This is a genomic window from Streptomyces sp. 1114.5, assembly GCF_003635085.1.
In the GTDB taxonomy this organism is placed as follows: domain Bacteria; phylum Actinomycetota; class Actinomycetes; order Streptomycetales; family Streptomycetaceae; genus Kitasatospora.
Genome location: NZ_RBXE01000001.1, coordinates 4,848,752 through 4,863,946 on the forward strand (window position 1 = coordinate 4,848,752; position 15,195 = coordinate 4,863,946).

The window sequence follows — 15,195 nt, forward strand, 5'->3', positions numbered from 1 at the left end:
CCCGAACCGGAGCCTCCCGTGACCACCCCGCCACCCCCGGGACTCATCGACGCCCACCACCACCTGTGGGACCTCGACCGGCGCCCGCAAGCCTGGCTCGACGACCCCGATCTCACCTCGATCCGCCGCACGTTCACCCCCGATGACCTGCGCGCCACCGCCACCCGGGAGGTGGCCGGACGCCGGCTGCACGGCACGGTCGTCGTGCAGTGCATCCCGGACGTGCCCGAGACCGCGGACCTGCTCGCGCTCGCCGCCCAGGACCCGCTGATCGACGCCGTGGTCGGCTGGGCGGACCTCAGGTCCCCCGCGATCGGCGACGAGCTCGACCGGCTGCTCGCCGGACCGGGCGGCGGACACCTCCGGTCGCTGCGGCACCTGGTCCAGGGCGAGTCGGACCCGCACTGGCTGCAACGCCCCGACGTCGAGCGCGGGTTGGCGGCGCTCGGGGACCGCGGGCTGGGCTACGACGTGCTCGTCCGCAGCCATCAGCTCGACCAGGCGATCCGGCTCGCCGAACGCTTCCCGGAGCTGCCCCAGGTCCTCGACCACGCCGGCAAGCCGGACATCGCCGGCGGCGAACTGGGGGACTGGGAAGGTCGGTTGCGGCAGCTGGCCGGGCACCCCCAGGTGGTCTGCAAGGTGTCCGGACTGATCACCGAGGCCGACCACGACACCTGGACCACCGCCGACCTCCGCCCCGTCTGGGACGTCCTGCTGAGCGCCTTCGGCGCCGACCGGCTGATGTTCGGCTCGGACTGGCCGGTGGCGAACCTCGCGGGCGGCTGGAACCGCTGGGCCGCCACCGTGGACGAACTGCTCGACGGGTGCTCCGCCGAGGAGACCTCGGCGATCCTCGCGGGCACCGCGACCACCTTCTACCGCCTCGCCCGTACCTGACCCACTTGCACCGAACCCCCACCGGCACCGAACCCACCCGCACCGAACCCCACCCGTTCCGAAGGGACCCGGGAACCACGATGACGCTTGCTGTGCGATACACGGCCGCCCGCACGCTGGACACCGCTCCGGTCGAACCGTCCGAGCCCGGCCCCGGCGAGGTGCTGCTGGCTCCCGCGTACGTCGGGATCTGCGGCACCGACCTGCACATCTTCCACGGCGACATGGACGCCCGGGTCGCCGCCCCGGCCGTCCTCGGCCACGAGATGTCCGGCCGCGTGGTGCGGGTCGGCGCCGGGGTGGAGGGTTGGCAGCCCGGGGACGCGGTGACGGTCATGCCGCTGCGCTGGGACGACAGCTGTCCGGCCTGCCGGAGCGGCCACCGGCACGTCTGCCAGAACCTGGACTTCATCGGCATCGACTCGCCCGGTGCGATGCAGCAGCGCTGGACGGTCCCCGCCGACACGCTCGTCCGGCTGCCGGACTCCCTCCCGCTGGACCGGGCCGCGCTGGTGGAGCCCACCGCCGTGGCCGTGCACGACGTCGGGCGGGCCCAGGTACTGGCGGGGGAGCGGGTCGTCGTCGTGGGCGGCGGTCCGGTCGGGATCCTGATCGCGCTGGTCGCGCGGTCGGCCGGGGCCGAGGTTCGCGTGGTGGAGCCGAGTGCCCACCGGCGGAAGCAGGCCGAGGAGTCGGGCCTCGCCACCTGGGACCCGGCCGCCGAGGACGTACCCGAGGCGGTCCGGCAGTGGACCGACGGCGCCGGCGCGGACGTCGCCTTCGAGGTGTCCGGCGCGGCGGCCGGGGTCGACACCGCGGTCGAGGTCCTGGGGGTGCGCGGCAGGCTGTGCCTGGTGGCGATCCACCCCCGGCCCCGCGAGGTGAACCTGCACCGCTTCTTCTGGCGTGAACTCACCCTGGTGGGAGCCCGGTTGTACGACCGCTCCGACTTCGAGCGGGCGGTGGCACTGGTCGCCGACGGCACGATCCCGACCGATCGGCTGATCAGCAAGGTCGTGCCACTCACCGAGGCGCCCGCGGCCTTCGAGGCCCTGGAGGGCGGCGGCGACGTGATGAAGATCCTGGTGGACTGCACCGGCGACACCCAGGAGGTCCCAGCGTGAACGCCTTCGACCTGACCGGCAGGCTCGCGGTCGTCACCGGCGCCCGGCGGGGCATCGGCCGGGCCATGGCCCGCGCCCTGGCCGAAGCCGGCGCGGACGTCATCGGCGTCAGCGCCAACCTGGAGGAGACCGGCAGCGAGGTCGAGAAGGACGTCCTGGCCGCCGGCCGCACCTTCGAGGCGCTGCGCACCGACTTCGCCGACCCGGACGCGGTGCGCGCCCTGGGCACGGACCTCGCGGGCCGCGAGCGGCCGGTGGACATCCTGGTCAACAACGCGGGCACCATCCGCCGTGCCCCCGCCGCCGAACACCCGGACGAGGACTGGGACCTGGTGCTCCAGGTCAACCTGAGCGCACAGTTCGCGCTGGCCCGGGCGGTGGGCGGCGCGATGGCGGCCCGGGGCCGGGGGAAGGTCATCTTCACGGCCTCGCTGCTCAGCTTCCAGGGCGGCATCACGATCCCCGGGTACACCGCCGCCAAGCACGGCGTCGCCGGTCTGACCAAGGCGCTGGCCAACGAGTGGGCCGGGCGCGGCGTCAACGTCAACGCCATCGCACCGGGCTACATCGCCACGGACAACACCGCGCCGTTGCGGGCCGATCCGGTCCGCAACGCGGCGATCCTGGAGCGGATCCCGGCCGGTCGCTGGGGCGGGGCCGACGACCTGGCCGGCGCCACCGTCTTCCTGGCCTCGGACGCCGCCGCCTACGTCCACGGCACCGTCCTGCCCGTCGACGGCGGGTGGCTGGGCCGTTGACCACCCCTGTTCCGCTGTCCAGTTGGGAGTCCTCTTGAAACTGCTTCGGATCGGCGACACGGGATCGGAGATCCCGGCGGTCCTCGCCGAGGACGGCCGGGTGTTCGCGCTGTCGGAGCTGACCGGTGACATCGACGGGGAGTTCCTCGCCTCCGGCGGGATCGACCGGGTCCGGGCGGCCCTGGCCGAGGGCTCGCTGCCCGCGCTGGACACCGCCGGTGCGCGGGTCGGGGCACCGGTCGCCCGGCCGGGCAAGGTGGTGTGCATCGGCCTCAACTACCGCGACCACGCCGAGGAGACCGGCGCCGCCGTCCCCGAGCGGCCGGTGGTGTTCCTGAAGGACCCGTCCACCGTGGTCGGCCCGTACGACCCGGTGCTGATCCCGCGCGGCTCGGTGAAGACCGACTGGGAGGTGGAACTCGCGGTGGTGATCGGCCGCGAGGCCCGCTACCTGGCGAGCCCGGACGTGGCACCGGCGCACATCGCGGGGTACTCGATCAGCAACGACGTCTCGGAGCGGGAGTTCCAGCTGGAGTACTCCGCGCAGTGGGACCTCGGCAAGTCCTGCGAGACCTTCAACCCCCTCGGCCCCTGGCTGGTCACCCCCGACGAGGCGGGCGACCCGCGGGCGCTCGGCCTGCACCTGGCCGTCAACGGTCGGACGAGGCAGAGCGGCGACACCAAGAACATGGTCTTCGACGTCGCCTACCTGGTCTGGTACCTGAGCCGGTTCATGGTGCTGCGCCCGGGCGACGTCATCAACACCGGCACCCCGGCCGGCGTGGCCCTCGGTCTGCCCGGCACCCCCTACCTGCGTGCGGGCGACACCGTCGAGCTGTCCATCGACGGCCTCGGCGCCCAGCGCCAGACCTTCGTCCACGCGTGAAAGGCACCCGTATGACGACGAAGGACCTCGCAGGCCTCTCGGCCGTGGTCACCGGCGGCGCGTCCGGGATCGGCCTGGCCACCGCCACGCTGCTCGCGGAGCGCGGCGCGCGGGTGGCCGTCCTCGACCTCGACCCGGAGACGGTGAAGGAGCCGCTGCTGGGCCTCACCGCCGACGTCGGCGACGACGCCTCCGTGCGCGCGGCGGTCGACGCCGCGGCCAAGGCGCTCGGCGGGATCGACGTCCTGGTCAACAACGCCGGGATCGGCGCCCTCGGCACCGTGGAGGACAATCCGGACGAGCAGTGGCAGCGCGTCCTGGACGTCAACCTGCTCGGCGTCGTCCGCACCACCCGGGCCGCCCTGCCCCACCTGCGCCGCTCCGCCCACGCCTCGGTGGTCACCCTCGGCTCGATCGTGATCACGACGGGTCTGCCGCAGCGCGCGCTGTACGCGGCCAGCAAGGGCGCGGTCCTGGCCCTGACCCTGTCCATGGCAGCCGACCACGTCCGCGAGGGCATCCGATTCAACTGCGTCAGCCCCGGCACCGTGGACACCCCCTGGGTCGGCCGGTTGCTGGACGCCGCCGACGACCCCGCCGCCGAACGCGCCGCCCTGAACGCCCGCCAGCCCCACGGTCGCCTGGTCACCCCCGAGGAGGTGGCCGCCGCCATCGCCTACCTCGCCTCCCCGGCCGCCGCAAGCACCACCGGGACGGTCCTGCAGGTCGACGGCGGCATGGCCAACCTGCGCCTGCGGGCGGAGGCCACCCGGTGAGCCCCCGCCTGCGGCCGCTGGGCCGGAGCACGGTGGCGGTCAGCGAGCTCGCCTTCGGAGCGGCGGGCATCGGCAACCTGTTCACACCGGTCACGGACGAGCAGGCGCGGGAGGCCGTCGACGCCGCCTGGGACTCGGGCGTGCGCTACTTCGACACCGCCCCGCACTACGGACTGGGCCTGTCCGAGCGGCGGCTCGGACAGGCTCTGCGGGGTCGCCCCCGCGGCGAGTACACGATCTCCACCAAGGCCGGCCGACTGCTGCGCCCGGCCCCCGAACCCCACGGCGACGACCTCGCCGACGGATTCGCCGTGCCCGCCACCCACCAACGGGTCTGGGACTTCAGCGCCGTGGGCGTGCGCCGCTCGATCGAGGACAGCCTGGAACGGCTCGGCCTGGACCGGATCGACATCGTCTACCTGCACGACCCCGACGACCACGCGGAGCAGGCCCTCACCGAGGCGTACCCGGAACTGGAACGGCTGCGCGCCGAAGGCCTGCTCGGCGCGATCGGCGTCGGCATGAACCAGGCCGAGCTGCCCACCCGGTTCGTCCGCGAGACCGACATCGACGCCGTCCTGCTGGCCGGCCGCTACAGCCTGCTCGACCAGCGCGGCCTCGCCGAACTGCTGCCGCTCGCCGCCGAGCACGGCGTCGGCGTCGTCATGGGCGGGGTCTTCAACTCCGGCCTGCTCGCCGACCCGAAGCCCGGCGCCACCTTCGACTACGCCACCGCACCCGACGAACTCCTCGACCGGGCACTGCGGTTGAAAGCCGTGTGCGAGAACCACAGCGTGCCGCTACGTGCCGCAGCGCTCCGCTTCCCGTTCGGGCACCCCGCCGTCGCCTCGGTGCTCGTCGGCACCCGCAACGCCACCGAGGTCCGGGACGCCGCCGCCATGCTCTGCCACCGCGTCCCGGACACGCTCTGGGCGGAGCTCAAGGAGAGCGGGCTGCTGCCGCCGGGCGTCCCCACCCCGCAGGAGGAGCGCTGATGCGCGTCGCGCTGCGGCTTGAGGGCGTTTCCGGCTGGGGCAGGGTGAACAGGCGGTGACTTGACCTCCCTCAGTGTCGTGCCAGCCAGGTCGCGATCTCGTCGACCACCGCCGGGTCGACGTGCCCCGGCCTGGCGTACTCGGCTGGGGTCGGATGGCCACTGCCGGGCAGGAAGAGGTGGTTGGCGTCCTGGTGGACCCGGATGGCTACCTTGGGATGGTGTGCCAGAGCCCGCTGCCAGAGTTCCAGATCGTCGGCGACGGTCACCTGATAGTCCCGCCCGCCCTGCAGGATCAGCATCGGGCAGGCCAGTGCGGCCGCCGTGGCCACTGGGTCGTAGGCACGCAGGTCGAGCCAGTAGGCGGCGGAGAGTCCCAGGGGCAGGAGTTCCGGCGCTGTGTTGGGAGTGAGTGCGGGGCCCGCCACCAACTCGGCCTGCCGGGCGAGCGCGGCCACCGCCCGTTCGGCACTCGGGCCGGGAGTGAGGTCCGCGAGATAGCGGGCCACCCGGACGGCCGCCTGGTGCATCGGCTGCGCGTCTGCGGCGAGCATCACCAGGCCCGCGATCGACGGATCGGCGGCGGCGATCCGAGGCGCCGCCTTGCCTCCCATGCTGTGGCCGAGCAGATGGATCCGGCAGGGGTCCACCTCGGGCTGCTGCCGCAGCAGTTGAACGGCGGCGAGGGCGGGCGGCAGGTACTCGTCGGTCATGGTGAAGTCGGCGGGCAAGCGGCCGGGATGCGCGAAGGTCGGCTTGTCGAAGCGCAGCACGGCCACCTGACGGGAGGCGAGACCCCAGGCGAGGTCCTTGAGCGGCTTGTTCGGGCCGATGCTCTCGTCCCGGTCGAACGGCCCGCCGCCGGCGAGCAGGACCGCGGCGGGCCACGGGCCGCCGCCGGCAGGCAGGGTGAGCGTGCCCGGCACCGCGAGCGGCCCGGTACCGAGCAGGACTTCCCGCTCGGCGAACCGGTCCTCCTGCGCGTAGTGCGGCGGATGCCACACGGCGCCACCGTACGGATCGAGTCGCAGCCCGTGCAGCAGACCGTCGCGACCGACCGACGTGACCACGGTGAAGCTCCCGTCGGCGCAGGTGATCGCGATGCGTACCCGGACCGGGTCCGTCCCGCCGTCCTCGATCTCCGGCTCCTGGACCGCCTGGATCCCGCCGTGCCCGGCGGCCTCGGCCGCCCAGGTCAGCCGCAGCGCCTCAGGGGAGACCGCAGCCCGCAGCGGGGGCGCGAAGAGCTCCACGATCTGGTCGAAACACTCTGCCCGCAGCAGCGCGGCGAAGCCGCGCGCCATCTCCAGCACCCCATTCCCATCCATTCGCATAATTGAGAACGGTAGCAGTTGTGAGAAGGTTTGGATGTGGACTCCCTGAAACTGCTGGCCCATCCCATCCGGCTGCGGATCGTGCATGCGATGGGCGGTGGACGGTTGCTGACCACCGCTCAGCTGTGCGCGCGAATCCCGGAAGCCTCCAAGGCCACCGTCTACCGGCACATCGATCTGCTGGTCGGCGGCGGGATCCTGGAGGTGGCCGAGGAACACAAGGTGCGTGGGGCGGTGGAACGGCACTACCGGCTGTGCCAGGAGCGGGCCGTCATCGGCGCCGAGGTGGTCCGCGCGCTCGCCCCCGAGGAGCATCGGCAGGCGTTCGCCACGGCGATGACCGCTCTCCTGGCCGAGTTCAACGCCTACCTCGACCGCGAAGAGGCAGACCCCGTAGTCGACCAGGTGGGCTACCGGCAGCATGCCCTCTGGCTCAGCCCGACGGAACTGACGGAGATGATCAGCGACCTGAGGAAGGCCATCGCGCCAAGATTGGCCAACCCGCCCAGCCCCGAGCGGACGCAATACCTGCTCAGCCCCATTCACTTCCCGGTGGAAGTTCCGCACCAGCAAACCGAGTGGCCGACGAGCGGAGCCGAGCAACCACCCCGTTGACGACTACGCATCGTGCGGACCGGCAGCAGGATCGCGAGGATCACGAGCCACCCAGATCGAGTGACCTGCCGGCGTCCTTGATCGTCACGGGGGCGGGGGTGGTTGGAGACGCCGAGCACCAGGGCCGTATTCTGCAGGAGGCGAGGCAGGCGCTGTGCTCAACCCTGACCCGGACGATGTTCCACTGCTGGTTGGCGCCGCCGTTGCTCGGCCACTGGATGACGCTCGCGCCGTCGGCGGTGGACCGGCCGGACACGTCCATGATCTGCCCGCTGTTGACGTTCTTGATCGTGTACAAGGTCGACGGGTCGGTGGTCGGCGCTCCGGTCGCGGCCGCCAGTGCCCCGCCCGCCTGCTGCACGCTGAAGTCGGCGAGGAAGAAGTACGAGCCGTCGGTCTTGGCGACGCGGACGTAGCGGAAGGCCTGGCGGACCTCGAAGTTGCCGCGGGTCTCGGGCTGGTCCACGTCCTGACGGGTGGTCAGTGCGAACTGGCCGAGCTGGTAGGACCTGCCGAGGTCTACCTGCCACCAGGCGGAGGTGTCGCTCCCGGTCGGAGACCAGCCGGTCGAGGCGTTGTTGTCGACGGCCTTCGAGGCCTCCCAGCCGGAGCCGACGACGGAGGACGAGGACGCCGGCTCGTCGGCGGCGAGGTTGGGTGTCGCGGCCAGCCACTGGTACGCGGATTCGAGGCCGGAGGCCTTGATCACCGGGCCGCCGGACGTCGTGTTGTCGGTGAGGGTGATGTGGCAGCCGTTGCGGTTCTGGTTGATGAACCCGTCGGTGTGCGACAGCACGTTGTTCGAGACGGTCATGCCGTCCGAGCCCTCGTCCAGGTAGATGCCGTGCACCGGCGAGCCGCAGGCGGCCGGGCTCCGCACCACGTCGTGGATGTAGTTGCCGTTGAGCACCGTGCCCGGGTCGTTCGAGAGGTGGTAGATGCCGGCGGAGTCGCAGAGCCGGTTCATCACGTTGCCGAGCCGGTTGAAGCTGATGCTGTTGTTGCCTTCGGCGTTGGCCGCCGACTGCCAGCCCCAGCCGAGGGAGATGCCGGCCCACGGAGTGTCGGGACAGGGATGGTGCCCGCCGGCGTAGGGCGCGGGGCCCACGCCACTCCCGTCAGCCGAGCGGCGATCCCGCTTCGCCGAGGGTGCCGCGGAGCCACTGCTCGACCCCGGCGACGTGCACGGTGGCCCAGGAGTGGGCGAGTTCCGGGCGGCGGCCGGCGATCGCGTCGAGGATCGCGCGGTGCTGCCGGTGGGTGTCGGTCACTGCGTTCTCCTCGGTCAGCCCGCGCCAGACCCGGGCCCGCAAGGTGGGTCCGGACAGGCCGTCGATCAGCGAGCAGAGCACGGTGTTGCCCGACCCGGCCGCGATCCTGCGGTGGAACTCCAGGTCGTTGGCGATGTGTTCCTCCAGCGACGCGTTCGCGTCCAGGCTCGCCAGCACCTCACCCAGGGCGGCGATCTCCTCGTCCGGCATGACCCGGGCGGCCATCGCGGCGGCGGCGGGCTCCAGGATGCGTCGGACCTCCAGGAACTCCAGCACCGTGTCGTCCTGGTGGAAGTCGACGACGAACCCGAGGGTGTCCAGCAGGATTTCGGGCTCCAGGCTGGTCACGTACGTGCCGTCGCCCTGGCGCACGTCGAGCACGCGGATCAGCGAAAGGGCCTTGACCGCCTCCCGCAGGGAGTTGCGGGACAGGCCGAGCCGCTCCGCGAGGTCGGCCTCCTTCGGGAGGCGCGCGCCGGGACGGAGCTCGCCGCTCACGATCATGGCCTTGATCTTCTCGATCGCCTCATCGGTGACGGGCACGGTCTTGCCTTCCTGGTCATCTGATCTTCTCAAGTAAACAGCACCCCAACCCGCTGCGGGGGCGGCCTTCCGACGTCCGGGTGGCCGCCCCCGCAGTGCGCGTATCGACAGGCGAGCCTCGCCCGGTCGGCCGTCCTGACGACGGTTCGCCGGTCGGGATGATGCGGTGGGCGTCGGCGGGTGCCTGCCAGTGGATCGCCGAACCCACCGGGCCACCATCACCGTCTCTCCACCTGCGTGAGTGACGGACCATCAACTTCCGTTCGGCGCAGGGGAATCAGAACATTCCGATTGAGGGGGAACCTCCACGGATGGCTTGTTCTACACCTGTGACGCCCCGGATGCGGACGGTAGCGTCGGCGCTCCGACCGCCCAGAAGGGACGATGGCATGGCCTCAACGACGCCCGACTCCGCGAAGGACCCGGCGAGCATGGCAACGGAGGTGTACGTCTTCGGATACCCGCTGGTCCTGATGGAGCTGACCCGCCGCCTGGAGACCAACACCGTGGAGGTGAGCTCGTCGGCGGCGCCGACGAACCAGCTCCTCCAACACGCCGCGCTGGCCACGCCGGAGACGAAGGAGGTGGTCCGGCCCAACGTCGACACCCTGTACACGCAGGCCTGGCTGGACCTGACGGCCGAGCCGATGGTGCTTGAGGTGCCGGTCATGGACGAGGGCCGCTACTGGCTGATGGAGATCCTGGACGCGTGGACGAACGTCGTCGGCGACCCGAGCAGCATCAACCCGCTCGCAGCGCCGGTCACCGACCCGGCCACGGGTGCCGAGGTCTACTCCTACGCGCTGACCGGCCCCGACTGGCAGGGCGAACTGCCGGACGGCGTCCATCAGTTGCCGATGCCGACCAACACGGTCTGGCTGCTCGGCCGCACGGAGGTGTTCGACGACAGCCAGGCCGAGATCCAGACCGTCAACGGCTACCAGGACCTGATGCGGCTGTTGCCGGTCAGCGCGTGGCCCAACGACGGCAGCTACGACCCTCCGGACGGTACCTACGACCCCGACCTGCCCACCGCACCGCCCTCCGACCAGCTCAACGTCACGATGAGCGGCCCCGAGTTCTTCAAGGAACTCGCCGCCCTGCTGACCCGCACACCGCTCAACCCGCAGGACCCCTGGATGTCCGCCGCCCTCCGGGACCTGGGCGTCTTCCCGTACGACCCCGCCAAGCTGCCCTCCGACGAGCGGCTGGAGCTGGCCAAGAACCACGGCCTCGTCCTGATCAAGAACCACAAGGCCTCCGAGCCGGTCAACGGCTGGACCTTCACCAGGACCGACATCGGGTACTACGGCCTCCACTACCTCCAGCGTGCCTACATCGCCGCGATCGGGCTCGGCGCCAACCTCCCCGAAGACGCCCTCTACCCCAGCATCAGCGGCGCGGCGGCCGACAGCACCGGAGCTCCGCTCCGCTACACCCTGACCTTCCCCGCCGGCCAACTGCCGCCCGTCGACGCGTTCTGGTCGCTGACCGCCTACGACTCCGACAGCTTCCTCGTCGAGAACCCCGACGACATCTACGCCATCGGCCACTACACCCCGCCCCTGGCCGATCCGGTCACGGGAGCGACCACCCTGTACGTCCAGGCCGAACCGCCCGCCGACGCCGCCCTGCAGACGGCCAACTGGCTCCCCATCCCGACCAGCGGGAACTTCTCGGTGACCCTGCGGCTGTACGCGCCGCGCACCGACGACATCCCCGCGAGCTGGCCCCCGCCGCTGGTGCAGGTCAAGGGCCGCCACCACTCGGCCTGACGGCCCGAAGGCACCGCGGCCGACGGCCCGCGAGACCGCCCGCCGTCCAGGCCCGCCCGGGATCCCCCCGGGCGGGCCACCCCGCGTGCGGGCCGGCGGTCTGCACGGCTCAGGGCCGGTCCGGGTGTCAGGTCGACTCGATGGTCTGCGCGCACCAGATGGTCTTGCCGTCGGTGGCGTGCCGGGTGCCCCAGCGCTGGGTGAGCTGGGCGACCAGCATCAGGCCGCGGCCGCCCTCGTCGAAGGCACGCGCCCGGCGCAGGTGCGGGGCGGTGGCGCTGCCGTCGGAGACCTCGCAGATCAGCGCGGTGTTGCGGATCAGCCGCAGCCGGATGGGCGGCCGGCCGTACTTGATCGCGTTGGTGACGAGCTCGCTGACGACCAGTTCGGTGACGAAGGCCGTCTCCTCCAGGCCCCAGACGGCCAGTTGGTCGGCTGCCAGCCGCCTGGCACGGGCCACCTGCTCGAAGTCGGGCTCGATCTCCCAGCCGGCGACGTGGTCCGGGTCCAGCGCCCGGGTACGGGCGAGCAGCAGGGCCGCGTCGTCGGTGCGGTGCTCCGGGAGCATGGCCTTCATCGCGGTGTCGCAGAGCGCCTCCAGCGAGGCGGCCGGTTCGCTCAGGACCCGGAGCAGGTCGGCGGCGCCCTGCTCGGCGTCGCGCTCGCGGCTCTCCACCAGTCCGTCGGTGTAGAGGGCGAGCAGACTGCCCTCGGGCAGTTCGACCTCGACCGCCTCGAACGGCAGCCCACCGACGCCGAGCGGGGGCCCCGACCGTGCCTCGACCGGGGTACGGGCGCCGTCCGGCGCGATCACCAATGGCAGCGGATGGCCCGCGCTCGCCATGGCGCAGCGGCGGGAGACCGGGTCGTACACGGCGTACAGGCAGGTAGCCCCGGCCTCGCCGGTCGACTCGAAACCGTCCTCGGGCCGGGAGTCGTCGGGGAGGTGGAGCACCAGGTCGTCCAGGTGGGTCAGCAGCTCGTCCGGCGGCAGGTCCACGTCCGCCAGGGTGCGGACGGCCGTGCGCAGCCGGCCCATGCTGGCGGAGGCGTGCAGGCCGTGCCCGACGACGTCGCCGACGACCAGGGCGACCCGGGCGCCGGACAGCGGGATGACGTCGAACCAGTCGCCGCCCACGCCCGCGCCGGCCCCGGCGGGCAGGTAGCCGGAGGCGACCTCGATCGCCTCCTGACGCGGCAGGCGCTGCGGCAGCAGGCTGCGCTGGAGGGTCAGCGCGGTCGTGTGCTCGCGCGAGTACCGGCGGGAGTTGTCGATGGCGACGGCGGCCTTGGCGGCCAGTTCCTCGGCGAGGATCAGGTCGTCGGCGGTGAAGGCCTCGGGCCGGTCGCGGCGGGCGAACGCCACGACGCCGAGCACGGCGCCGCGCGCCAGCAGCGGCACGGTGATCTTGCCGGTGAACCCCTGCGCGGCGATGGACCGGTCGATCAGCGGGAGTCCCGGCGGCCAGTGGGCGGGGTCGGCGGCCAGACCGGGACCGAAGGCCCATTCGCCGCCTTCGTCGGGCTCGCCGGCGAGCTGCACCAGGGACCGGCCGGTGGACATGCAGCGGGCGACGACGGAACCGGGCGCGTAGCCGACCGGCCCCGCCGGTCCCGGGGATCCTTCGGGGGCCTGCTTCGCGCTGTGCCGGGCGGCGCGGATGAGCGTGACGGTGCCGCCGGCGGCGACCGCGGCGGAGGCGGGCGGTTCCTCTGCGCGCAGCACCTCGTCGAAGAGGTCGACGGTGACCAGGTCGGCGAAGCCCGGCACCGGGGTTTCGGCCAGCTCCCGGGCGGTGCTGACCACGTCCAGGGTGCGGCCGATGCCCCGGGTGGCCTCGTTGAGGATGAGCAGGCGCTGGCGGGCCCAGTACTCGGCGCTCATGTCGAAGCCCCAGTTGGCGACCGCGCGCACCGTGCCCTCGGCGTCCCGGACCGGCCAGATGCTGGTGGCCCAGGCGTTCGCGTAGGCGCTGCCGAGCGGCTTGAAGATCGTGATGAGACGCGCGGGCACGCCCGTCCTGGCCACCTCGGAGAGCTTGTCGGTGTACGGGACGCCCTCCAGCTCGGGGAACAGCTCGCGGTACATCTCACCGCGCAGCTGCTCCTCGGTGTGCGCGATCACCCGGCACGCGGCGGCGTTCACCCAGAGGAACCGCAGGTCGGGGTCGTAGACGCCGAGGGCGAAGGGGCTCTGCTCGAAGGCCCGGTCGGCGATCACGGGGCGGCGGTCCCAGCGCTGGAAGGTCACCACCCGGTTCAGGGTCCGGCCGTCGGCGTCGCGCAGGGGTTGGGCCGTCACCACGGCGTCCAGCGTGGAACCGTCCCGGTGACGCAGCGTGATCAGGCCGGTGGGTCCGACGCCGTCGCTCCCGGGGAATCCGGGCGGGGGATCGACCAGCAGGTCGGCCACGGGCCGGCCGACGGTCTCCTCCGCCGACCAGCCCAGCAACAGCACCCCGCCCGCGCTCCAGCCGGTCACCACGCAGTCCGGGCCGACCGTGACAACGGCGGTGGGTGCGTCCTGCTCGCCGGTCGTCTCCACGCGCGCCTCCGTCCGGGCAGCCGTGCAGGCCGGAGTGACCCCGGCGCCTGGCTACAGCCTAGGTCCGCCCTCCGGGGCGCGCGCTCCCGAGTCCGGCCGCACCACGAACAGTCTGTTAACGCTAACAGAATCTTTGTGCAGAACCTGGCATGGCATCGTAAAACTGCAGGTCAGAAGCGTCATGGCGGTCTGTCGGCCGTGTTGACGCGCTCATTGTTCGCTCATACGCTCCGGGGCACCGGATCCCCGCGGCCGTCCTCCGAACGGAGCACCGATGTCCAAGCCCCGCCACCGCCATCCCTTCGTCCGCGCCGTCCTCACGGGCGCGCTCGGCGCGGCCACCGCGCTCGCCGGCCTGGTCGGTGCGCCGGCCGCGCACGCCGCCGCCGCGGGAGGGGCCTTCTCCGTGCTGACGTACAACGTCGCCGGCCTGCCGCAGGTGGTGAACAGCTCCTCGACCGAGCGGCAGAGCAGCACCACCGCCATCGGCAGCCGGCTCGCCCCGTACGACGTCGTGCACGTCCAGGAGGACTTCAACTACCACGCCGCGCTGTACGCCGCCGACTCCCACCCCAACCGCACGGCGACCAGCGGCGGGGCGGGCATCGGCAGCGGCCTCAACACCCTGTCCGCCCTCGCCTACGACACCGACGACTTCGAGCGGGTCAAGTGGAACGACTGTCAGCTGGACTCCGGTGACTGCCTCACGCCCAAGGGGTTCACCTTCATGCGGACCCGGCTGGCCGAGGGCGTCTACGTGGACTTCTACAACCTCCACGCGAACGCGGGCACCGAGCCCGGCGACGAGGCCGCCCGCGCCGCCAACCTGGCGCAGCTCACCGGCTACGTCAGGACCCACTCGGCCGGGAACGCCGTCGTCGTGATGGGGGACACCAACACGCGCTACACCCGCGCCGACGACACCATCGCCGCCTTCGCCGCCGACAACCGGCTGACCGACGCGTGGGTGCAGCTGAAGCGCGGCGGCGTGGCGCCGACCCGCGGCGCCGACCCGCTGCTGTGCGACCAGAACGCGCCCACCGACACCTGCGAGATCGTCGACAAGGTCCTGTACCGCAGCAGCCCGCTCGTCTCGCTGACCGCGACCTCGTACGCCAACAAGCACGCCGACTTCCTGGACGGCGCCGGAAAGATGCTCTCCGACCACGACCCGGTCGCCGTCGGCTTCAGCTGGAGCCGGAACCAGGCGTACCTGGCGAGCGATCAGTTCGGCGGCCCGCACGGCGACTTCTACGACGACATCGACCGCATCCCGGCCGGCGCCCGGGCCGCCACGGTCAGCCTGCGGGCCGGCAGCCGGGTCGACCAGGTCGGCCTGACCCTCGCCGACGGCACCACCCTCACCCACGGCGGCTCCGGCGGCACCGCCTCCTCGCTCACCCTGGGCAGCGGCGAGTACGTGAGCGCGGCCACCCTCTGCCAGGGCTCCTACAACGGGCACACCCGGATCTTCTACGCCTCGTTCAGCACCAACCTGGGCCGGTCCCTGGCCGGCGGCACCACCACCTCCGACTGCGTGACCCGCACCGCGCCCGACGGCTGGCAGTTCGCCGGGTTCCACGGACGCGCCGGCGACGAGGTCGACAAGCTCGGCTTCCTGTTCACCCGTCGCTGACCGCCCCTCACGTCCCCGGCCCGGGCCGCCACCCGGGC

General features: G+C 72.3%; 13 protein-coding genes. 9 read left to right on the top strand and 4 right to left on the bottom strand.

Going from position 1 to position 15,195, the window contains the following annotated elements; genetic code table 11:
• Positions 1–18: 18 nt before the first annotated feature.
• The 6 genes from BX285_RS21550 (at position 19) to BX285_RS21575 (ending at position 5,439) form a co-directional block, all read left to right on the top strand.
• Complete coding sequence (locus BX285_RS21550) at positions 19–900, top strand: amidohydrolase (protein ID WP_259470625.1); 882 nt, start codon at positions 19–21, stop codon at positions 898–900.
• 80 nt (positions 901–980) lie between these two features.
• Entirely contained in the window at positions 981–2,024 is a 1,044-nt protein-coding gene (locus BX285_RS21555) for a zinc-binding dehydrogenase (protein ID WP_121176523.1), read from the top strand.
• Positions 2,021–2,782, top strand: coding sequence for an SDR family oxidoreductase (locus BX285_RS21560; RefSeq protein WP_121176525.1), 762 nt, complete (start codon positions 2,021–2,023; stop codon positions 2,780–2,782). The genes BX285_RS21555 and BX285_RS21560 overlap by 4 nt, the downstream gene beginning before the upstream one ends.
• Before the next feature lie 34 nt (positions 2,783–2,816).
• The gene (locus BX285_RS21565) at positions 2,817–3,668 is read left to right on the top strand and encodes a fumarylacetoacetate hydrolase family protein (RefSeq protein WP_097239491.1); all 852 of its coding nucleotides are present in this window, start codon (positions 2,817–2,819) and stop codon (positions 3,666–3,668) included.
• A gap of 11 nt (positions 3,669–3,679) precedes the next feature.
• A complete protein-coding gene (locus BX285_RS21570; RefSeq protein WP_121176528.1) occupies positions 3,680–4,444 on the top strand; it encodes an SDR family NAD(P)-dependent oxidoreductase in 765 nt (254 codons plus the stop codon).
• A complete protein-coding gene (locus BX285_RS21575; RefSeq protein WP_259470626.1) occupies positions 4,441–5,439 on the top strand; it encodes an aldo/keto reductase in 999 nt (332 codons plus the stop codon). Before BX285_RS21570 ends, BX285_RS21575 begins: the two co-directional genes overlap by 4 nt.
• Before the next feature lie 70 nt (positions 5,440–5,509).
• On the opposite strand, the gene BX285_RS21580 is transcribed toward BX285_RS21575, so the two are convergent.
• Positions 5,510–6,766: a S9 family peptidase gene (locus BX285_RS21580; protein ID WP_259470627.1), complete on the bottom strand. Its 1,257-nt coding sequence runs from the start codon at positions 6,764–6,766 to the stop codon at positions 5,510–5,512.
• Positions 6,767–6,808: 42 nt separating this feature from the next.
• On the opposite strand from BX285_RS21580, the gene BX285_RS21585 reads away from it, so the two are divergent.
• Positions 6,809–7,387, top strand: a complete 579-nt coding sequence (locus BX285_RS21585) for a helix-turn-helix domain-containing protein (RefSeq protein ID WP_121176533.1) — start codon at positions 6,809–6,811, stop codon at positions 7,385–7,387.
• Positions 7,388–7,427: 40 nt separating this feature from the next.
• Here the strand turns inward: BX285_RS21585 and BX285_RS21590 are convergent, their stop codons facing one another.
• Together BX285_RS21590 and BX285_RS21595 are read right to left on the bottom strand one after the other, a co-directional pair.
• Positions 7,428–8,495, bottom strand: coding sequence for an RICIN domain-containing protein (locus BX285_RS21590; RefSeq protein ID WP_259470628.1), 1,068 nt, complete (start codon positions 8,493–8,495; stop codon positions 7,428–7,430).
• A 10-nt stretch (positions 8,496–8,505) separates the two neighbouring features.
• Positions 8,506–9,201 (bottom strand): FadR/GntR family transcriptional regulator, encoded by a 696-nt coding sequence (locus BX285_RS21595; protein ID WP_097239495.1) that lies wholly within the window; start codon positions 9,199–9,201, stop codon positions 8,506–8,508.
• Between the two features lie 431 nt (positions 9,202–9,632).
• Between BX285_RS21595 and BX285_RS21600 the strand changes: the two genes are divergently transcribed.
• Complete coding sequence (locus BX285_RS21600; protein ID WP_183107126.1) at positions 9,633–10,976, top strand: DUF1254 domain-containing protein; 1,344 nt, start codon at positions 9,633–9,635, stop codon at positions 10,974–10,976.
• Positions 10,977–11,103: 127 nt separating this feature from the next.
• Here BX285_RS21600 and BX285_RS21605 read toward each other — a convergent pair whose 3' ends face one another.
• A complete protein-coding gene (locus BX285_RS21605) occupies positions 11,104–13,521 on the bottom strand; it encodes a SpoIIE family protein phosphatase (RefSeq protein WP_121176538.1) in 2,418 nt (805 codons plus the stop codon).
• A gap of 274 nt (positions 13,522–13,795) precedes the next feature.
• On the opposite strand from BX285_RS21605, the gene BX285_RS21610 reads away from it, so the two are divergent.
• Positions 13,796–15,157, top strand: a complete 1,362-nt coding sequence (locus BX285_RS21610; RefSeq protein ID WP_121176540.1) for a jacalin-like lectin — start codon at positions 13,796–13,798, stop codon at positions 15,155–15,157.
• The last annotated feature ends 38 nt before the right edge of the window (positions 15,158–15,195 follow it).

Bases quoted from the DNA above. Each gene is read 5' to 3' on its own strand.
- BX285_RS21610 (WP_121176540.1), top strand. From the start codon at position 13,796: ATGTCCAAGCCCCGCCACCGCCATCCCTTCGTCCGCGCCGTCCTCACG.
- BX285_RS21570 (WP_121176528.1), top strand. From the start codon at position 3,680: ATGACGACGAAGGACCTCGCAGGCCTCTCGGCCGTGGTCACCGGCGGC.
- BX285_RS21555 (WP_121176523.1), top strand. From the start codon at position 981: ATGACGCTTGCTGTGCGATACACGGCCGCCCGCACGCTGGACACCGCT.
- BX285_RS21580 (WP_259470627.1), bottom strand. From the start codon at position 6,766: ATGGATGGGAATGGGGTGCTGGAGATGGCGCGCGGCTTCGCCGCGCTG.
- BX285_RS21600 (WP_183107126.1), top strand. From the start codon at position 9,633: ATGGCAACGGAGGTGTACGTCTTCGGATACCCGCTGGTCCTGATGGAG.